The following is a 21516-nucleotide window of genomic DNA, read 5'->3' on the forward strand; positions in this document are numbered from 1 at the left end:
CAAATTTATTATTTAACGATAGTGAGTATCGTATCGTCCATTTCAACATGCCTTGATGCAGCTGGTATCACATCTAAATAATCTGCGGTATTCGTAACAATCACAGGAGTTGTGACGTGATAACCAGCTTCTTGAATGCCTTTTGGATCAAAAGTGACCAACTGATCCCCTTTTTTCACGGTTGCGTCTTGTTTAACATGTGCTTCAAAGTATTTACTTTCTAACTGAACGGTATCCAGCCCAATGTGAATTAATACTTCCACCCCCTCTTCGCTCACTAGCCCAATGGCATGTTTAGTAGGAAACAGTGTGGAAACTTTTCCGTCAAAGGGTGCCACTACAATCCCCTCGTCTGGTTCAATGCCAATACCTTTTCCCATCGCCCCAGTCGAAAATACGGGATCATCTATATCTTCTAAAGGAATCATTTCACCAGATAGCGGTGTTAGCAACGAGTCATTTTTTCCAGTTTCCTGTGAAGATGTTCCTTCAGGTGATTCTCCTTCGTGTTCTTTTTCCTTAGATTCAGTTTGCTTCTTCTTACCGGTCGTTCCAAAAATAAAGGCTAGTATAGTACCCGCAATAAAGGAAATACCAATCCCTACAACATAGCCAAACATCGGAGAATAGGCCGGAATGGTAAAGATACTATTAAAGACAAACGTGTATAATTTCACCCCAAAGGTGGCCATGATCGCCCCGCCAATCGCACCAGCAATCAGCACCAGCGGCATAAGTTTTCGATATCTTAAAATTAACCCGTAAAGAATCGGCTCCGTTACCCCCGCAAACAATCCTGACAAAGTAGCAGCAAACGAAAGGGAGCGTAACTGTTTGTCTTTTCCGGCACGAAGAAAAATACCAAACGCAATCCCTATTTGCGCAAATACAGAAGCCGCTGTAATCGGGTTAATCAAATCGCCTCCACGTGAGAAGTTCGCAATCATGATCGGGACGACTCCCCAATGAACACCAAGGATAACCAAAAATGGCCACGCACTAGCAATAATAATTCCTGTAATAATGGCCGATACATCAAACATGTAGGTAATCCCATTGGCAATCGCCGAACTTATATATTCTGAAAATGGCCCAAAAATAAGCGCGGTCAGTGGTACCATAATCAAAATACCAAGCATCGGAACAAAGAATAATTGAATGGTGTCAGGTGTATATCGTTTAATGAGACGTTCCAATGGAGCATAAATCGCCATCGCAATGAGCAACGGAAACACGGTCGAACTAAAATCTGTGACCACCAAAGGAAGCCCCATAAAACTTACGTCGCCTGATTGTTCCATGAGCGCCGTGAAGTTTGGATCTAATAAGCCTGCCGCAATTGCACCACCAACGAATAAATTGGCGTTCAATTGTTTGGCAGCCGAAATCCCTACAAAAATTGGCAGGAAGTAGAACAAACCGCTCGCCGCTGCATTTAATACGGAATAAGTGGTCCCTTCCGGATCGATTAGATGTAATATAGAGAGCAGTGCTAGTAACGCTTTGATCATCCCCGCTCCCGCAAGTGCAGGAATCAGTGGTGATAATGTACCAGAAATATATTCAAACACTTTAGCTATAACGCCGACATTCTCATGATTACCCTTACCGTCATCGTCTTCTCTAGTACGGATATGATGGTGACCCATAATTTCTGTATAGACCTTCCCTACGTTATTCCCGATGACCACCTGAAGCTGTCCGCCTTTTTCAACAACGGTCAGAACTTCAGGGTTATCTTGTAAGGTCTCTTTATCTACTTCACCATGGTCCACGAGCTTAAACCGTAAACGTGTCGCACAATGAACGAGCGAATTAATATTTTCCTCTCCCCCGACTGATTCAACAATTTGATCTCCTAATTGCTTATTATCCATCACGTTCAACTCCCCTTATAAAATAAAAAAACCTGAAAAGAACGCAAATAGACTGATGCCTATTCACCGTTCCCCTCAGGTTTTGCCTGCCTTACAGTAACAATCCTTCAAGAACTCTATTTATTTGGCTTGCTCCCGGACCGAAACCCTATGAATATGAATCATAAAGTACGTCAACTCATCCTTCGTCATTTGCTTTTGATAGCGTTTCTCCATGTAAGCCTGGACCTTTTTCGAACATTCATAAGCCTCGGGATACTGCATTTTCACCTGCTCATATAATTCGCCATTTCCGCCATCATCATTCAGTTCACCACGAAGTATTCTGTACGCGAAATAACGGAGATGAGTAATAAAACGATTGTAATTCATCGACCCCTCATCAAAATCAATCCCATAATGGTATTTAACAATGGATGTTACATCATGGACAATCGCTGTCATCGCCATCGTCTCTTCCATTCCAGAACTATCTTGCCTGGCATTGAAAAGATGCAAAGCAATCGACGCCGCCTCATCCTCGGGTAAGGACACACCCGTAGTATGCTCAATCATGTCCAAAGCCTTACGTGCCACCTGATACTCCGCTTTATAAAACTTTTTCACTTCCCACATGAGCGCATTCTTGATAGGCAGACCATTTTTTGACCTCCCAACTGCAAAGTGGATATGATCGGATAAAGCTAAATAGAGCGAATCATTCAATGTAGTGTCCAACTCGTTGCTTGCCATATCTGTAATATCTTTAGAAAGCGATATAATTTCATATGGAATTTCATCTAGCAGCTCATAAAGTTTGTCCGCAAAGCTTTCAGAAGGCGTGATAAAGGTCTTTTCAATTTTATCCGCATCGATCTGATCGCCAACCTTCTTCTGAAAAGCAAGCCCCTTTCCCATAACCACCATCTCAGTTTGAGTGGGGTCCTCAGTTAAAGCGACATTATTATTGAAGATTTTCTTGATTTCCATCCTTATCACTTTTCCTTCAAATAGAAATTAAAAAACCTGAATTGGCTAAACTTATAGAGAAGTGTCTCTATGGAAGCTTAATCAATCCAGGTTTTGCCTGCTTAACAGTAACAATCCTTTAATTGGTTTTCATTATATATGATAGCGGTTTCTTTTGCAAGGGTGTAATTTTAAAGTTTAACTTATTTCATACAACTAACCTGGCAAGAAAGGCAACATTATATTGCTTAATTTTATCATTTCACAGGCTAAAAAAGGGGGGGGGGGCAGGGATAAGTCTATCAGTATTATTCATACCTTAGCACCTATACCCGCCAGTTTAACATATCCCCCACCTATAATAGAGACGTGAATTCATACTGCAGCGATACAGGAGCATGATTCTTCTGTTCCATGATGAGACACGGCTCATTTCGTTTGAGAAGCTGACATCGCGTCCGTTGCTTGATTGATAGATTTCTACTTCGCATTCGATTGAAGCTGTCCTGTATGATAGTGATCTATACTAAGACCCTCTCCCCCTCCACCCACAAACTTCCCATACTCCTTCAAAAACCTCAAACTCACACTCCCCACCGGCCCATTCCGCTGCTTACTTAACAAAATCTCAACCCGACCCCGATCCTCCGAATCCTTATTATAATAGTCATCTCGATATAAAAACCCAATCACATCCGCATCTTGTTCAATATTTCCTGATTCCCTCAAGTCAGACATAATCGGGCGTTTGTCCTGTCGCTGCTCGACACCTCTCGATAATTGCGATAACAGAATGATCGGCACGTCTAGCTCCCGGGCAAGTAGCTTGAGTTCTCTCGTCATCGCGCCGACTTCCAGATCGCGACGTTCGTAACGCCCTTTCGCTGTCATGAGCTGTAAGTAATCAATAATCACCATATGGTCACGTTCCTTGTCTTCCTGCATCGATTGGCGTATTTTTGCTCGGATGTCATGGACTGTGCGCTCCTGTTCATAAATGTTCAGTGACCAGCAGGCGATCTCTCCAATGGCAGTCATCGCCTGTTCATAATTCTCGTCCGAAAAAATCATCGTTTGCCATTTTTGCCCATCGACTTCCGCCTCCATCGATATTATCCGCTTCAAAAGCGACTTCGTGCCCATTTCCAAGCTAAACAATTGGACTGCCCCTCCGTTCTTGCAATGGTGAGCGGCCATATTCAGGGCAAAGGCCGTTTTTCCCATCGAAGGACGGGCAGCCACAATGATCAGATCCCCTCGCTGTGTCCCACCTGTCATCTGATCGAGTTCTATGTAGCCTGTCGAAAAACCGGTTTGACCATTCTTGGGAGGATCAGTCATGTCATTGGCAATTTCGATCAAGTGATCATACGTGGATGGCAGGCTCTGCTCCATCCCAACACTGCGCAGATCCTCCAACTGAACCATAAGTTCATCCAATGCTTCATCGCAAGGTTTTTCGGCATACCTCAATGCGACTTCTCTCGTTTTTCGATTTCGATAGGCATCCAATACCATCCGTTGATCATGCTTGATCATCGTGGTTGTCGGAACGGAATCGGCCAGTGAGAGCAGGTAACTGACGCCCCCGACCTTCCCTACAAGCTCCCCCAATTCTGTCGTTACGGATACGATCGTGATCGGTTGATCACTCTCATAAACTTTTTTGATCGCTTGGAAAAGCGTCTGATGATCCGGGCTAGCAAAATGTTCAGCCCGTAGGAATATGTCTTTTATCAGAGAACCCTCGAAAAGAATGGTTCCAAGCACGGCCTGTTCGGCTTCACGGTTATGAATCACGAGACATTTCCTTTACTAGCTGATGAATCCTCTCACGAAAACGGTGCTTCGTTTCCTCTGACACACTTGCCGCTTCCTTCTCCCATTCACGCATTTTAATCAAGTGCTTGTTTTCCTCAGGCAAGTACACAGCGATTTCAGCAATTGTCGGGGGAAAAGGATGTCGAACAGCAAATTTCGAAAGTTTGTCCATTACAGCTGAAAAATCCATTTCCCTAAGCTGAGGAATTAGCATACGCGCAACCCGTTCTGTGATCTCGAACTTGTTCGGGTACAGTTCACTGATGGTTTCCAACACTTCTAATGCTTCTCCGTGATCCATACGTCTTCCTCCTCCCTCAGCTTGTCAAAAATACTGCGGTTCTCCTCTTTTTTAGACAGACGAGGCGGTCTTTTTCTCGAATCTCGTTCTACCGCTTTAGCAGCCTGTAACGTCCGCACCCCTCGTTTTTGCCATCGATTCAAAATCCCTTCACAGTACTGGAAAAACAACTTATTTCGGCCAATAGCCATTTTCATCGCCTCTACAACAAGATCATCCGACATCTCCTTACACCACTGGGTGATCTTCTCAGCAATAAATGGCGTCAACATGCCTATATTTTGTTCGTAAAAAGCATGTGGACTCCGTGCACCTACCACTACTTCTTTTTGTTTTATTTTGTTTTGTTTAAATAATGGGCTAGCAAGCTGGTCACCTGGGTGGTCAGGTGACTCGTCAGTAGAGTAGCTAGCAAGGTAGTCGGTTTCCTGGTCGATCATCGACTTTATTGAAACCATTTGATAACTGGGAGCCTGACTCCAATTTCCTGATTTGTAACGAATAAATCCTTTTTGATCCAATTCTTTTCGTGCAAGTTTGAAGGAACTATCTCTCAATCCAGATTTCCCCCGTAATACCGAAGCAGGTACGGTAAATTCTTTTTTCCACCCCGTCTTATTGTTGATATACATCAGACTTCCCCACAGGGCAACAGCGGATGAGGAGAGCTGTTTTAGATCAACTTGATCATAGAACGCAATGGTTTCCTTTAGATAGTTCATTTTAATTCACCTCCTTTCTTTGCAAGGAGACCATTTGATAGGTGGGGATCTCTTTTGGCTTTCCTGATTTGTGAATAATGTATCCTTTTTCTTTCAGTTCCTGACGTGCTCGTTTGAACGTAGTCTCTCCTAATCCGGACTTCACACATAATGCCGGGCCGCCCACCTTAAATTCTTCCGTCCAACCTGTTTTGGCATTGAGGTTCATCATTGCGAACCACAATGCGATCGCTGAATGAGACAATGGATTTACCTCGGTCTGATCATAGAATGCATCAATTTCCTTAACATAGTTCATAAAAAATTCCTCCTTAGAATGTGGCGAAGGGCTTCGCTATCTGAGCTAATCCGAAAATAACCCCCTTCATGTTCTATAATCGTTCGGGAATCGATCCAGGTGTCAAAAAATCTCAAAAATTTTCAATCACATAAAAAATGCCTGCGTTTCTCCCATGAGAAGGGAAACGCAGGCAATACAAATGTATAAAATAGAGAATATAACCAATGACCATGAACTTCGAACAAATCGTTCGAGAAAATCCCTTAAGGATAGTAATAGGGATGTATTTCAAGCCACCTTTTATCTTCATCTGTTCTTTAAGGGTTGGGTTCAGTTTTAAAACCTCTTTTGAACTTCAAGAAATAGTAGTGACTGCCAAAGTAATATAAAGTTACTTAACTACTTATATCCGACACAATATTGGAGAACCCCTATATTTTAAAAGACAAAAAACAGGGAATTCCTATAATTCGAATCCCCCTCATTCATTTATTGTGCCCGCTCGTCGGCCGTCTCTATTTCTTTTTCAACTTCTTTACTTTTTAAAGGCTGACGCAGTTCATCTTGAAGGCCTTTATACGTCGAATAACACATAACAAGCAATAACACCGCCAAAGGCACAGCTGTTGCTACAAGTCCCTCTGCCTCGGATATTAATTAATAGAATTCAGGTATAGGATATCCGCTAGTCTTGGTTATCGGACGTTCAAAAACCATTGATACAACAGCGTTTTACTTCCCCCACCAAATCTAATGTTGATACACGTATCTCGGAGTGACCTTTAATAGGTACTCTTGGGAAATTCCTCAAATTCGATTATTGATCCTTTATTTTTCTTTCAGGGGAGATCCATAGTGATGTAAAATTTGGCCGGCTTTATACACATCAAAGATCATGATTGTTGGAAAACGCCCAAAAATATATTCCAACATATGACACTCCCTCATTTCAATCAATTTTATGTTTTAATGACAGATCCTTCACCTCTCACAACAGCATCTATTTGAACAGTAATGGTAGTCTTCTTCTGCTTTTTTCTACTTTTGCAACATTAGCTGGATTCTTATAGTCGATATTTGCAAATGACTCAGCTACCTTTCCTTCCGTTTCGATGGTTATGGTAAATTGAATATCATCTTTCCCTTTTACTTTAACATTCGCTTTCGCACGGCTAATTTCATAAACCACGGAGGAACCCTTAACATTGACGGTTAACGACCCGCCCTGTACCTATCCCTTAATTGAACATCCACCATTTCGTGGGAAGGACAATGATACACAGCTGCCCGATCGATCTTAGGTTTGCCTTTTTCAGACATGGATATGACTGGAATGGCTAAAATTCTTCCCACTAACAAATATTAGGAATACAATCGATAAACAAGCGAAAAACAAATAAAAGATCTTACCCATCCCCTTTAAGCCTCCTCAATTTCGCCACAATTAATAATACTGTTGGGATAAGCATGGATATGCTGATTCCCACATAACCAAGAATCTCACCTAACTGATTGACGTGCAATCGACCTTGAGGCAGCATACTGATCAGATAAATCATGGGGGCTAAAATAAAAATGAAGGTGATTTTTTTTGTATTCTTAAAAAGTGAACTTAGGGCCATAACAGTAATATCAAGATATACAATAGCTGTTGTAAAGAGAGCCATCACCCATATGGTAAAGAATACAATTTCCATACGCTCAAAAAAACCACCCGGGACCTCAACCACCTTTGCTAATTCATTGGTAGGATAGGTGAGGTTAGCAGTCACGACATTTGACAGAACACCAATGGCTGCTAAATAAATAAGTACATATAAGATGATCGGGATGGACATACCGATCATCCCCGCTTTAGATGAATGGTTAGGTTGATTCATTAAGCTTGTGTAGAATAACAGAACCGCCCAACCCAGAAATGACTGAAAAGTGGTCTTTACCCCTTTCATGTATCCCATCCAATCGGTTTGAAAAAGAGGGAATAGATGGTTTACATCCATCAAAGGTATGGTCATTAACAGAACAATAATTAAAATACCTATAATGATCGGTAAAAATAACTGATGTAAACGGAATAATGCTGCCCTCGACCCTGCAACCGCATATATCACCACAACGAGAAAAACTAAGGATAACACTTCTTTGGGTGTCGAAGCGAATAAATATTGTTGAGATACAGTGGCAACGAAGCGTATTTCATAGGCAGCAAAAGTAGTAAAATACAATCCTATAAATCCTGTCATGATAAAAGCGATAGGTTTTGAAACAAGTAAGGAACTATAATCAAAGAAAGTTTGCTTTGGAAAGCGAGCTGCCAGTGTAGTGGCCACCCAAGTAAAAATGATCGCCAGCATTCCCCCTAAAAGAATGGAGACCCACCCGTCTGCATTCTTTGTGACTTCTGATAAGGTTCGCGGAAACGAAAGGACACCAGCACCAATCACAACAGAGGGGATAACAAATCCAACTTCATTACCGCCAATCTCCTCATCTGCGTATTCAAATGACTTCATGATTTGTCCTCCTTGTCGATGCTTTTTCGTCCTCTGTCTGCAAGAACCTAGGCCTTCTGTTCATCATAGTGACTGGAACACGTAAGACCAGGTCTTTCCAATCCCCCTTAATTGCTGGAGCAAAGGAAGTGGATTAAGGAATCCCATAGCTTTTTAAATGAACAATATGAATTACGATCCATCTATATAAATAATCGCGCATGCAGGACCACTTTCATCGAACGTAAAAGTCTTCTTGACTTGAACTCCCCTGATCATTTTGTTTTTTTCCTTTGGATGATCGAAAAAACATAAGAAACCCCCTCAATAATAGAATTGTTGACCTACTATAGGGGGTTTATACCCAATGCTTTCTATAGCTAAATAAGATGGCTAAAGCAATATCAGTAGCTAAACATAGAAACCTATTTGTTTAATGAAAGAACTGAAAGGTCAGTCATTTTTTCAAATGGGAAAACAAGAGGCAATAACAAGAGCAGTAAAATGCTTAAGTGGAAGTCAAAGTATGTAGTGGTGTTGACTTATACCCTGTACCTTTTTGATCATTGTTCGCTCTTTGATTTAATTATAGAGGATGGAACAATGCTTATAGGTGAATCAAGGGGGATTTAAAATACCTCCCCCTTCGTTTCCAACATTGATGGCCATTCTAGAAGGTCATCGTGGACTGATCCTCGCCAGCGGAAAAAGCACCTCCACCTCATAAAAATCACGTCATCACCCTATAAAACAAATAACCAAATTCTCAATATATCGAATCCACCCCTCAAAACCAAACCATCACTTGAACAGACCCTCTTTACCACTCTTTCGGGTGTAGGTACGTAGGTAAGTAAGTTGTAACGAGTCGCGCAATTTAAGGGTACACTTTTTATAATCAGGCTAATTCTGAATTGATACCGAATCGATTTATTATTCAGCACGCACTGATCACACTAAATATCGTACTTAAAATAAGGATAATTTTGCCGGTAATCAAATACTCCCTCACTTTAGGTAGATGTTCCAGATTAAGTGAAGAAGTCAATTCCCAGATATCCCCACCTGTTTCGCATTCTTATCATTCATCCAAAGGAGAAAGCCTCTATTATAGGAACTATAAAAATCTGTTCTTTTGACTGATGTAGTCCATATTTCAATCCGAATCGAGTTTGATTCATTTCGATGCGAAATCAATTCTTAATCTTTTTATATATTACTAATTTTCTGATTAATACCCGATTTTATATGTTTAGCATCACTTATTCACTTGGCACGGAACTTGCATTTAAAATTAGCGAGGAGAAACATGTGGAGTCTTTAATGTTAGGAGAATTCAGAATTGAGGATGAGAGAATTTTAAACTGAAGGGGGATTTATAGGACTAGTTGATCGGTAAAAGGGAGAATCGGGATCCTTATGTTTACATGTAAAATAAGTACTAGGGAGACAGAGAGTAGCAAAGTGAAAACATTAAATTTAATAAGGAACATTATGAAGGGAGCGAATGTTATGACTAGTGTCTTACGTTATTCTAAGCTAACATGTTTGATAGCAATCCTTTTGCCAGTTTTACTACTATTAAATGCCTGTACCCAAGAGTCTGATGTGACTAAGGAAAAGGATACGGAAGTGCCTAAAGAGAAAACCACTGAGTTGTCTGAAGAAAAGGCCACTCTAGTTCTTAAAAACGGCAGCGTATATACCATGGAAGAAGACCGTCCCACTGCTGAAGCAGTGGCCATCAGTGATGACGAAATCATCTTTGTTGGCAGCAGCACCGATGTAGAAAAATATATAAGTGATGACACTCAGGTGATTGATTTGAAGGGGAAGATGGTTTCCCCAGGCTTTATGGATGGGCACACACATCCTCCAGGCCAATGGACTACTAAGCTTTTTGAAGTCGACCTTACAAATCTTAAAAGTCATGAAGATTACATTCAGGCTGTTGCTGATTTTAGGAAGGACCACCCTGATGCCAAAATAATTACTGGCCGTGGTTGGAAAAATGGGCCGTATGAACAGGCGGATGGTACAAACCCCGGTCCTAAGAAAGAGGATCTGGATGAAGTAGTTTCCGATATTCCAGTCATTCTTAACTCTATTGATGGCCACTCTGTATGGGTAAATTCCAAAGCACTTGAAATGGCCGGAATAACCGATGAGACACAGGTTGCAAAAGGTGGCATGATTGAGCGTAATCCTGACGATTCCCCCGCGGTGTTTTACGTGAAGGGCAACTGATTTACTCGCCGATGTACAGTCTTTATTTGATCTAACTAAGGAGCAATATAAAAAGGCTTTCTTGAAATATCAAGAAGAAGCGAATAGCTTTGGTATAACTGGTATCCTGAACATGTCTGGCAGCCCTGAAAACATGAGTATAATGCAAGAGTTAGAAAAGGAAGGAAAATTGACGATGCGAGTTGCCAACGCCTTCAGATTCAGGCCAGGAACCGATCCAGGTAAAGCAGTTAAAACAGTACTTGATGCTCATAAAAAGTACAATTCGGATTGGCTTCAAATTAATACCGCGAAACTATTCGCCGATGGTGTAACTGAAGGCAAAACTGCCCTTTACCTTGAGCCTTACACTGAGGATGCCGGAATGGGTGAGCACCATCATGGTGAAGCGAATTGGAAAGTTGAAGCATTCAATAAAATGGTTTCGTCGCTAGACAAAGAGGGCATACAACTGCATATTCATGCAATTGGTGATGGAGCTGTTAACACGAGTCTCAATGCCTTTGAACATGCCCGTAAAGTTAACGGGGAACGTGATTCACGTCATACCATTACCCACATCTCATCTATCCAAGATAGCGATATCACACGCATGGCTGAAATGAATGTCATTGCAAGTTTGCAGCCCTTCTGGTTTTACAAGGATCAGTACTATCAATTAGAGAAGGCAATGATCGGTGAGGACCGTGCGCTGGAAATGTATCCAGCCCGGAAACTGTGGGATGCAGGGGTAACTATTGCTAGTAGCAGTGACTATCCTCCAACTCCTGACTACCGCCCACTTAATGGTATAGAGATCGGAATCACTCGAAATAGTCCTTATCCCGAAGAACAGGAAACTAATATGATTCGCAATGGTGCTTATGCGCTTACCGTTGAGGAAATGCTCCAGTCATTCACAAAGAATGTTGCTTATCAATTGTTCCGCGAAGATGATTTGGGCTCCTTGAAGGTTGGCAAGAAGGCTGACATGGTAATTCTTGATCAAGACATTACCAAATCCGATCCTAAGGACATCTCTGATACTCAGGTGGTCTACACTATTGTTGACGGGAAGGTCGTTTACAAAGGAAATAACATCAAACATTAAAGTACTGTTTATCCCTAAGTATATTAGGGCATTTAATATACCCTTTCAGTATGTTATTAAGAACAAGCCTTTCATTCCATAAATCAAATACAAAGTTTGAACAAGATCGAAGACGGTAATAATAGTATCTATCTTCAAACGATAAGCCACCGTTTATTTGTATCTTTCTTGCGATGTTTAGGTTCTTATCTCCTGGTTACAAGGGCAGCAATGGCGATCGGTTCTGTTTGTGTAGTCCTCAACTCTTGGGCTCTAGGATAGAAACTGTTAAGTCATTTATTTGTTTTAAACCTCAACAAACATTCCAAGAAGGCGATTCTAGATTTGATATGGAAGGGAATATCGCGGAGAAATCCATATTTAAGGTTGGGTTCTCAAATGAAATGAGCTTGGGGAGTATCCCCAAGCTCATTTTTGATTCAGCCTACATTTATCAAAATGTATTATGGTAAGAAACCCCCTGACTGTTCTTAACGGGGTGTAAGATAATGGCAGGTCTAATGACTTCATAACACTTTTTCAAATAAGCCTTTATTTATCTTGAGGTCGTTGGATGAACTGATTTCGATCAAAATCTCTTAAAGATGATTCGGAAGCATTGGGAATAAACTCCTCACTCTTATTATATTTGGAATGATTTTGTATCCCCAATGATTTATATCTTATATGAAACTCTTCGTGAAATTCAGGTATCTGTATCTCTTGTTCTGGAGATGACTGTTTCATTCCGGATATCCACGCTTCAAATTTATAAGTTCCTCTATCAATGATTACACACAGATCCTCAAGGGATTGGGTCAACTCATTTAAACAATCCAATCCGTTTCTTAAGATAATCCCTTTTTCTTTTGCTTTTTCAATAGAGTGTTCCAACCTATAAGACTCTGTTTGATAATGAAATTCAATAAAGCAACTATTGCGATCCCAATTAAAATTGTAATCTTCAATTTTTAAACGCTTAATAACCCTCATAAGCTTTCTTTCACAAATATATTGCTCTTTGTGTGGCATCCATTTGAATAGAGCATTCTTGAATAAACCAATCTTGAACACATTATTCACCTTCCTTATTTGTGGCTAGTTTTTTATACAGTACCTTTTACTATCGATTTCTACAAAGTAAGCAAAATTCCTGCTGTAATCGTTTTACATTTATCGACGTTTTTTTTAATAAACCGGGAATCCGACCTCATTTTTCATCATTTTTTAAGCAAAACCTTGATTTCGTTATTTGGAACAACTACTTTGCCATCCAAACAACCTCGATTAAAATTACTGAAGCCGATATATCGAAATCGGTGCTAGACGTTCCAGTCTCACCGCCTCCAGGTTTACTTCGACAGCTATATAATGCTACTGCCCATACCAAAGTTTCTTATAAAATGGCTTTTTCTTTTTTCCTTATCCTTCCGCCTAATTCGAAGCAGTCTTCGTATGTAATCGTGAAGTCGGCTTTATCGTAGCCAATACGGCATTCATTTTGACGATTTGTTCGGTTTGCTCCCACGTTGTAAACTTTGATCTTTCTGCATAAATCTATCGGTCCATCGACGGGGGATCGGGGGAGGTGTACTGTAATTGAATACTTTTAATAAAAAGGAAGAGAAGGATGGATTCTGTTCCTACTCGTGGGCCTTAGCAACCCAACTTAAAAGTTAAGGATTAATACTTTTGTTATTAGGGAAAAGATAAAACAGACAAATTATTGGAGGCATTCTTTTACACGCATCAACGAGTAACAGAATCCATCGAAAATCGCTTCGCCCTAAAAGAAGAAGTACGAGTTCACCCCCTATCCAGCTTATCCATGGGACAATAAGTCTTGGACCGTACAGGTCATTTTTCAGTAGTCTTCTTCTGTGAGAAAACCAATCCAGTGAAAGAAACAGAAGATTGTTGGTTTTGCTGTTAATCCTACTTTGATGAACTTGACATGAAGCCTCTTTTTGCAGCTTATACTTATAAATCGTTATGCTCCCCATACCAAAAGAATTATATTGTAACTTTTTGTAAGATGGTGACTTTATTTGACTAAACTGTCCCACCTTTTCAAAAAACCAGTATACTGTTATTTGTTGTCTTTTGTTTAACTAAGGTAATTAAATTCATGAGAAAAAATAAATGTAAAAGTAACCGAACCAACTTCATGACATAAATGAAGAGCAAAATGTCCACAGACATAATCAGGACATATCTTGAAACAAGAACAAAAGCGCAAGCGCCGCGGTAGACACGACAAGCATAAGACAAGCGGCGCAGTGGAGTCGTATTTCTCCACGGAGGCGGTTGACTTATGTCTCGAGTGTCTGGGCGCTGGAGCTAGATGTGGCTAACTTCATGTAAGCTTATCCACAGGCAAATATTTTTATAATTTCCTAGACAATAAAAAAACCAAGGTGTTGGGGCACCTTGGATAAAAACAGAATGAGCTTGAAAAGATATTACCGGCCCTTTTGTTGTAGAAACGCTATCAGCATACCAAAGCTCAACATTATGCTTATCGCTTCAAACGGAGTCACAGTAATCACCTCACTACGAGAGAATTACTCATTCTGTGCATAGGACATGCACTGTCATTGTAGCATATATTACACATAAATTTCAGAATTTTTCAAATACAGGTAAAAACTACCTAGACCTAAGAAATTATCAATTGGATTTACAATTTATCCTTAACATCTTTGGGCCTTGAACCCATTTTTAAGGAAAATAAAGGGTTTAGTATGTTGTAATATAACATTATCCTCCATTATATATATTATATCTAATATCCTACTAATATGGATTGGAATAACGATTTTTTCATGTTTAAAAGATTAGAAAAGGAAAACTGATGTGTCGATAAAATGCTTATGAGCACTGGCCAAAAATAACTTTATTTATTCTTCTATATAGACGGGAAATTATTTCTTTATAGCGTTAGATTCTGACTAATCCTACTAGCTTTCGCAGTTTTTATTGTTGGAATATTCGCTTCCGTACATGAGCGAACAACTCACTTTCTTGGTATAACATTAATCGTTCCTTTTTGAATCATACCAAAATGCTCCGGGTATGCCCCCACCCTACTCTATTAATCGTTAGCTGCCTTACTTCTAAAAGTGCCCTTCACATGTCAATGTTTCCTTCGAAATTCGGCCGTCATCAAGAAAAAGGAACACCGTCATGGGTACGGCGATATCCTTCCCATGACTTTTGCCCAATCTCCCCCAACTAAGCATCGTACGAACTAACAATTTTCTTTGCTTGCCTTATCACAGGATAATCAACCATTTCCCCATCTACTTCAATCGCCGCAATCCCTTTTTCTTCAGCCTCACGGAAGGCATCAATAACGCGCTTGGCTTTCTCGACTTCTTCTTCTTTCGGAGTAAAAATCTCGCTGGCTAAAGCTATTTGCGCTGGATGAATCAATAGCTTCCCCTGAAATCCTAACCCCTTGGATTGCCTTGCTTCTCGCAAAAACCCTTCAGAGTTCTTGAAATTTGTATAGACCGTGTCAATTGGAGCTTCTATTCCTGCTACACGAGAAGCAATCACCAGCTGAGACCGTGCATACAGCAATTCTTCTCCTGAATCTGTGAGGGCGATATTAGTGTCGAGTGAGAAATCAACGGCACCAAACGCCAAGGCCCCAACTTTTGGGGATGCTGAGGCAATCTCAGCCGCATTCCACACTCCCTTAGCCGTCTCAATAAGCGGGAGGATCGGTTTATTCATGACACCTTCCTGTTCAAGCAGAGTTTCAAGCCTTGCAATATCCCCTTTTGTCTCTGCTTTTGGCAGCATCATTCCAATGTTATCGAGTGCGGCAAAAGTACGCACATCTTCTTCAAAATACTCGCTTTCCGTACTGTTGACTCTGATAAAAGGCCGGGGATGGCATTTCTCTGTTTTCAACTGATGCAAAAGTTTGGCACGGGCGATGTTTTTCTCGGAAAGGGCTACCGCGTCCTCCAGATCAAAAATGACAGCGTCTGCTTCGGAGCTAAGCCCTTTTTCTATCATTTTATCTGAATGTGCAGGCACAAAAAGATAGGAGCGTTTTTTCATAGTGAAGCACCACCTTCCTAAGTTGTCTCTTTTCTATATTTTGAGTTAGCTTGGATGCGGGAAAATCTCTTTCCTGATCACCTTTTCGAACGGGGTTCCCTTCGATAGCTTGCATTGAATGATCGCGGTCCGTAATCATCTAAGTTTCACTTCTTGAGCAAATTCCTTTCGAATCTGTTCTGTATGCTCTCCGACACGCGGGATCGGGTTCATCACGGTGTCCAAATCTGAAGAAGTTACAGGCGGGACGAGGGTCTTAATCATGCCTGCCGGTGTATCCACTTCTCTCCAGCGATTCCGTTCCTTTAATTGCGGATGGTTCATAAATTCCTTCATCGTATTCAACCTTGCATTTGCAATCGTTTCAGCATCCAGTTTTTCAACTAGTTTGTCGGCCGACATTTGATCAAACACCTTTGCTATAATTGGCGCCAGTGTCTCCTTGTTCTTTACGCGATTTGCATTCGTGTGAAAAAGCGGGTCGTCTTTGAGTTCCGGCTTTTCAATTACTCGTTCACAAAACTTCTGCCATTCTCGATCATTCTGTATGCCTAAAAATACTGGCTTACCTTCAGCTGTGTTAAAAGGTCCGTACGGGTAAATGGTCGCGTGGCTCGCTCCGGTTCTTTTTGGTTCTTCCCCTCCATAACCGGCATAGTATAGGGGATACCCCATCCATTCTCCTAAGGCTTCCAGCATTGAAATTTCCAAATGCGTTCCTTTTCCTGACTTCGAACGAGCGATAAGTGCTGTTAATATTCCGCTGTAGGCATACATACCTGCAGCAATATCAGCAATGGAGATGCCCGCTTTCGATGGCGTGTCCTCTGTACCCGTGACGGAGACAGCTCCTGCCTCACACTGAATCAACAAATCATACGCTTTTTTATCTCGATAAGAACCATTCTCTCCATAGCCAGAAATACTGCACGTGATCAAGTGTGGGAATTTTCCCCTGAGCTCATTGGATCCAAAGCCGAGACGATCGACAGCCCCAGGCGCTAGATTATGGATGAAAATGTCAGCCTCCTGAAGGATGATCATAATCAACTTTTGGCTCTCTTGTTCTTTCAAATTAAGAGCAAGTGATTCCTTTGATCGATTAAGCCATGTGAAATGGCTCGACATTCCTTGCACTGTTTCATCATAATGCCTTGCGAAGTCCCCTACTTCCGGGCGCTCTACTTTAATGACACGAGCCCCTAAATCAGCAAGCTGCCTTGTAGCAAATGGAGCTGCTACAGCTTGTTCTAACGAGACGACTGTGATTCCTTCTAATGGCAACATGAGCATCAACCTCCATATTAGTAAGTTGCTTACCTTTGTTATTGGCACCATATGTGCACGATTGTTAAAAGAACTAAATCATCCGCCATGGCAGCGCAGATGATTTAGTTCTCTAGTCATCTATCTTTTCAAAAAGGCTGCTCCTGACGACTCAAGATGTAAAGAGTCAATCTATCCTTGTGGAGACAGCTCTTACTTCCGTAAAACTTAGTTAAAAAACGGGATGATTAGCCCAGCTAACAATAAGATGAGGGCACCGCCTAATCGAGAAGAAATTTGAGCGAAAGGCATCAATTCCATTCTTCTTGAAGCAGAAAGAACAGCGACGTCTCCTGTTCCTCCCATATTTGCCATACACAATCCAGCCGTGATGGCCGCTTCAATCGGGTAGAAACCAACAAGTTTACCAAGCAGACCCGCTCCGAGGATCGCCCCAAATATAACACCGAAGACAGTCAGAATATATTGCAGGGTCAAGGCGTCAATGACCGTGTTCAAATCGGTATAAGCGATTCCGATTCCGAATAACAAGGCGAGTGTCCAGTTATTGGCCACAAATTTATACCATTGGCTCGCCCCTTCAATCACATTATGTGGAATGACATCAGCAATTTTCGCAACGGCGACAATGATAATCATTAAGGCATAAGGGTGAAGAGGGATGAAGTCTCCGAGTAAAGTCCCGACCGCAAAGAATGAAATAGCAGCTAGTAAACCGATCCCCATTTTTTGAATATCATAGGTCTGCTTTTCCTCTTTATATTGAAAACCGTGAATCAGCTGACCATTCCCAGTCAGAGAAGGCACCTTTTTTCCGAGCAGATTGAGCATGCTTGCGAGTACAATAGCGAACACATTACCTAAGGCAAGAGCAGGAACGAGCATAGAGATATAATAGCTCGGGTCATTTCCCATCATTTCTGAATAGATTTGGCTCATCGGAACAGCACCTGCTCCCATGCCTCCCCCCATGATGGGCATCGTGATGACAAGAACGGCATCACGTAAAGAGAATCCAACTAGAGATCCTAGTAGACCAGCAATAACCATAGCCCCGATAACCGCACCGAAAATAGGTAAAAAGTAGCGCAGTCCTACTTTCATGAGGATTTGTTTATTCATTCCAAGGATACTCCCTGTAATCAGTGCAGCAATGTAAAAGTTTAAGAAGCCTCCATCTTTCATAAATGTAGTCATCGTTGTCACCGAAGAATCCGGCAGCCAACCTGCGTACACCATAAACGCCGCTCCGAAGATGGCAATAATAGCTCCCCCACCCAAAAATGTCTTGACGATCGGTGTATGATCTCCTATCCATCCGAATAGCTCTCCCAGTACGATCATCACGAGCAAGCTGCCGATCATACCGCCTGGCAGATTCCCTGTGTACAGACTGATCAGTGTAATCGCCGTAAAAATGGCGAACCATAAAACAGGAATTTCAAATATCGTAAACCCTTTCTTCCTGTCCTGAAATTCTGTGGCTTGTCCGTTTGATTGGTTGTCATAATTCAGCTCTTGAGCTGTTTGTGACATCTTAATCCACTCCTTTTCGTTCGTAATAAAAATGAAGGATAAATGCTCAGAGCGTCGGTAAACGCTTTCATTTTCTTAATCCCATCTTAATTAAATTCACAAAACATTCACACATTACGTAACTAATGATGTTATTGTAATTAAAAAAAGCAGCCGGTCTGGGCTGCTTTACAGGTAGTGATCGATTTGATCACGCTTTGTATCATTCAGTTTATATTGGTAGATTGGCCTCCCGACACCATAGGTCAATGTTTCTTCCAAATACCCGATTTCACTAAGGAATTTCAAGTACTTTCTTACAGAGACCCTTGAGATCTGGGTAGCGTCTGCCATATCATCCGTCGAAAAAAGATCAGGTGCCTTAGAGAGAATAATATGATTGATAGTCGCCAATGTATTTTTCGTAAGGCCCTTCGGTAATCCTTCTATCTTCGGTCCCTCGGGCCTGGGACTTGATGTATGGAGCAATCGATCAATTTCGTGCTGGTTGACTTTGTCTATGTCCGTCAATTTATAATGACTGTTTTTGTATTGAGTCAGCGATTTCTCAAAACGTTCAAACTCAAACGGTTTGATTAAATAATCTACGGCACCCAGCCTTAATGATTGCTGAATCTGATGAATGTCAGACGCAGCGGTAATCAATATCACATCGATATCCTGATTTTGTTCACGGATACGTTTCAAAAAGTCGATTCCATTCAAACCCGGCAAGTAAACATCCAGCAGCATCAGGTCAATTTTTACTTGGGACATCTGCTCAATGGCCTCGTCCGTATTTGCAGCGATTCCACTAAGTGTGAACCCGTCGATTTGCTCGATGTAATTTTTATTCAATTGAGCTACCATCGGGTCATCCTCTACTATTAGAACCTTAATCACTCTCGCCCACCTCCTGATTCATACGGGATAATCAACGTAAAGATTGTACCTTTCTCAGGATAGGAATCCATATCGATCGAGCCTTCCCTCTTCTCAACACTTTGCTTGGTGAGATAAAGACCGAACCCACGATGATTTCCTTCCTTCGTAGACACTCCCTTTTGAAAAATTTCCTCATGCTTGTCCTCTGCGATTCCAGTTCCCGTATCCGTCACTATAATGGTCAACAGTTCATCCACATAAGAGAGGCTAACATGGATTTGTTTCTGAGTACTCTCCCATACACTATCAATGGCATTATCAATGATGTTCCCAAGTATCGTGATCAGCTCATGAGTCACCTCAAGATCTTTCGGCTGCGGAATCTCGGTTTCACATTCGATCGTCAAAAGTACATGGGATTCCCTAGATGCACTCATTTTACCAATCATGAATCCGGCAAGGGCTGGATCCTTTATATCCTGCGTGACACTCCCCACTTCATGAGCTTGATGATTCACCAACTTACTAATGAAATGGTTTACTTCATCATAATCCTCCATCTTAATTAGCCCGAGTAATACGTGGAGCTGATTCATGAATTCATGAGATTGAGCCCTTAGTGTATCCGCATACATCTGCACACCCGTCAGTTGTTCCGCCAACTGATTCACTTCCGTTTTATCACGAAAAGTGGCAATCGCGCCAACCACTTGACCTTTCACCACTAAGGGAACACGGTTCGTGATGATCGACACGCCATTAATCGTTTGCTCCTCATCCAATTCAGATACTTCTTCTTCTAATACATGCTGCAGCATCGTACCTGGTAAAAAGTCGTTGATTTTCATTCCCACCGGTTCCTGATCCATCAACCCTGCCTTTTGGAAAATTTGCCGGGCAGACTTGTTGACAAGGACAATCGTCGCCTCTTTATCAATCGCTATGATTCCTTCACGAACAGAATGCAGCATTCGATTTCGTTCTTCATGAATACGTGCAATCGCATGGGGTTCAAGGCCAAACAGACTGTTCTTAATATAATCAGCTAATAGAAACGCTCCAATGATCCCCACCAGCACACCAACAATCGAACCAATGATCACACTTTTATGACCTTGTTGAATCGAATCCTGGACCGCCTGTAAAGAAATGCCGACAGCGACAGCACCGATTTGATTCTGACTTTGATCATAGATCGGTGTAAAAGCCCTTAAAGACTTTCCTAACGTACCAGTTGATGAAGAAATATACTCCTCCCCCTGAAGCACACGCCCCTCATCTCCGCCTACAAAGTGTTTCCCAATTCGATCAGGCTCAGGGTGCGATTGGCGAATCCCATTCATATCCATCACCACAACGAATAAGACATTCGTTTCCTCCTGTATCGTCATGGCATACTCCTGGATCCTATCCTGATCCACTTCCCCCTGCAAACCCTTTTTAACAATTTGAGATTGCGCAACCGTACGGGAGACAATCGAAGCCTTCTCCTCTAATTGATTGTGAATATTCTCACTCGTCGAGTCTGTAATGAGGAGGTCAGTAAGTAACAAAGACACTAACACAACGAGACAGACCAATAGCATGATGATTGTACTTAACTTAAATCGTGGTTGGCGCACTATGTTTCACCTCTGGTTAGAAGTTGATAGGCTATAGGTTAAGAGATTTCATATGTATTTGAGTGCCGATATTGACCGGTTTTCCCAGTACAACAATATCTATGTCAAACTTTGATTTTGTTTCTCTCTTTAGAACGTCTTATTTAGGATTTAAATTAAAGTAACGCAAAGCCATAGCAATCACTATTTTACCGTTTCCATTTTCCTTTCATTGTAGCATAGAACCCTAGAGGGATTGATGGACAAGTACATCTGAAATTTATCATTACATTCTAGCAGAAGATGTGAGAAATAAAGTTTTTTTTCATACCCATCGCCCAGTTCTTTACACAATAAAAAAACATCCTCACTTCTTTTTGAGAAGTAAGAACGTTGC

16 protein-coding genes and 1 pseudogene are annotated in these 21516 nt (G+C 41.4%); 2 read left to right on the plus strand and 15 right to left on the minus strand.

The annotated features are described in order from the left end of the window. Positions 1-8: 8 nt before the first annotated feature. The 8 genes and pseudogenes from MUO14_RS07455 to MUO14_RS07490 all read right to left on the minus strand — a co-directional run bounded on the left by MUO14_RS07455 (position 9) and on the right by MUO14_RS07490 (position 8462). A complete protein-coding gene (locus MUO14_RS07455) occupies positions 9-1877 on the minus strand; it encodes a beta-glucoside-specific PTS transporter subunit IIABC (RefSeq protein WP_244754616.1) in 1869 nt (622 codons plus the stop codon). Positions 1878-1997: 120 nt separating this feature from the next. Further along, complete coding sequence (gene licT, locus MUO14_RS07460; protein WP_244754617.1) at positions 1998-2846, minus strand: BglG family transcription antiterminator LicT; 849 nt, start codon at positions 2844-2846, stop codon at positions 1998-2000. A gap of 459 nt (positions 2847-3305) precedes the next feature. After that, entirely contained in the window at positions 3306-4625 is a 1320-nt protein-coding gene (dnaB, locus tag MUO14_RS07465) for a replicative DNA helicase (protein WP_244754618.1), read from the minus strand. After that, positions 4615-4947, minus strand: a complete 333-nt coding sequence (locus MUO14_RS07470; protein ID WP_244754619.1) for a replicative helicase loader/inhibitor — start codon at positions 4945-4947, stop codon at positions 4615-4617. The genes dnaB and MUO14_RS07470 overlap by 11 nt, the downstream gene beginning before the upstream one ends. Further along, the gene (locus tag MUO14_RS07475; protein WP_244754620.1) at positions 4926-5669 is read right to left on the minus strand and encodes a DnaD domain-containing protein; all 744 of its coding nucleotides are present in this window, start codon (positions 5667-5669) and stop codon (positions 4926-4928) included. Before MUO14_RS07475 ends, MUO14_RS07470 begins: the two co-directional genes overlap by 22 nt. Before the next feature lies 1 nt (position 5670). Further along, the gene (locus MUO14_RS07480) at positions 5671-5967 is read right to left on the minus strand and encodes a helix-turn-helix domain-containing protein (RefSeq protein ID WP_244754621.1); all 297 of its coding nucleotides are present in this window, start codon (positions 5965-5967) and stop codon (positions 5671-5673) included. Positions 5968-6949: 982 nt separating this feature from the next. Further along, a pseudogene (locus MUO14_RS07485) lies at positions 6950-7165 on the minus strand (Ger(x)C family spore germination C-terminal domain-containing protein); the annotation flags it as partial. A gap of 190 nt (positions 7166-7355) precedes the next feature. Further along, the gene (locus MUO14_RS07490; protein WP_244754623.1) at positions 7356-8462 is read right to left on the minus strand and encodes a GerAB/ArcD/ProY family transporter; all 1107 of its coding nucleotides are present in this window, start codon (positions 8460-8462) and stop codon (positions 7356-7358) included. 1491 nt (positions 8463-9953) lie between these two features. On the opposite strand from MUO14_RS07490, the gene MUO14_RS24255 reads away from it, so the two are divergent. Together MUO14_RS24255 and MUO14_RS07495 are read left to right on the plus strand one after the other, a co-directional pair. Then, a complete protein-coding gene (locus MUO14_RS24255; RefSeq protein WP_255822169.1) occupies positions 9954-10688 on the plus strand; it encodes an amidohydrolase family protein in 735 nt (244 codons plus the stop codon). Positions 10689-10749: 61 nt separating this feature from the next. Then, the gene (locus MUO14_RS07495; RefSeq protein WP_255822170.1) at positions 10750-11778 is read left to right on the plus strand and encodes an amidohydrolase; all 1029 of its coding nucleotides are present in this window, start codon (positions 10750-10752) and stop codon (positions 11776-11778) included. A 531-nt stretch (positions 11779-12309) separates the two neighbouring features. Here MUO14_RS07495 and MUO14_RS07500 read toward each other — a convergent pair. The 7 genes from MUO14_RS07500 to dcuS all read right to left on the minus strand — a co-directional run bounded on the left by MUO14_RS07500 (position 12310) and on the right by dcuS (position 21140). Further along, positions 12310-12831, minus strand: coding sequence for a hypothetical protein (locus tag MUO14_RS07500; RefSeq protein ID WP_244754624.1), 522 nt, complete (start codon positions 12829-12831; stop codon positions 12310-12312). A 1388-nt stretch (positions 12832-14219) separates the two neighbouring features. After that, positions 14220-14306 carry a putative holin-like toxin gene (locus MUO14_RS24710; protein WP_396265835.1) on the minus strand — a complete coding sequence of 29 codons (87 nt, stop codon included), beginning with the start codon at positions 14304-14306 and terminating at the stop codon, positions 14220-14222. 685 nt (positions 14307-14991) lie between these two features. Continuing rightward, positions 14992-15831 (minus strand): HpcH/HpaI aldolase/citrate lyase family protein, encoded by an 840-nt coding sequence (locus MUO14_RS07505; RefSeq protein WP_244754625.1) that lies wholly within the window; start codon positions 15829-15831, stop codon positions 14992-14994. Between the two features lie 135 nt (positions 15832-15966). Further along, positions 15967-17118, minus strand: a complete 1152-nt coding sequence (locus MUO14_RS07510) for a CaiB/BaiF CoA transferase family protein (RefSeq protein WP_244754626.1) — start codon at positions 17116-17118, stop codon at positions 15967-15969. A 207-nt stretch (positions 17119-17325) separates the two neighbouring features. Further along, on the minus strand, positions 17326-18654 hold the full coding sequence (locus MUO14_RS07515) for a 2-hydroxycarboxylate transporter family protein (protein WP_244754627.1): 1329 nt from the start codon (positions 18652-18654) through the stop codon (positions 17326-17328). A gap of 168 nt (positions 18655-18822) precedes the next feature. Continuing rightward, the gene (locus tag MUO14_RS07520) at positions 18823-19536 is read right to left on the minus strand and encodes a response regulator (RefSeq protein WP_244754628.1); all 714 of its coding nucleotides are present in this window, start codon (positions 19534-19536) and stop codon (positions 18823-18825) included. Continuing rightward, positions 19533-21140, minus strand: a complete 1608-nt coding sequence (gene dcuS / locus MUO14_RS07525; RefSeq protein ID WP_244754629.1) for a DcuS/MalK family sensor histidine kinase — start codon at positions 21138-21140, stop codon at positions 19533-19535. Before dcuS ends, MUO14_RS07520 begins: the two co-directional genes overlap by 4 nt. Positions 21141-21516 lie beyond the last annotated feature (376 nt).

It is taken from the genome of Halobacillus shinanisalinarum (assembly GCF_022919835.1).
In the GTDB taxonomy this organism is placed as follows: domain Bacteria; phylum Bacillota; class Bacilli; order Bacillales; family Halobacillaceae; genus Halobacillus_A; species Halobacillus_A shinanisalinarum.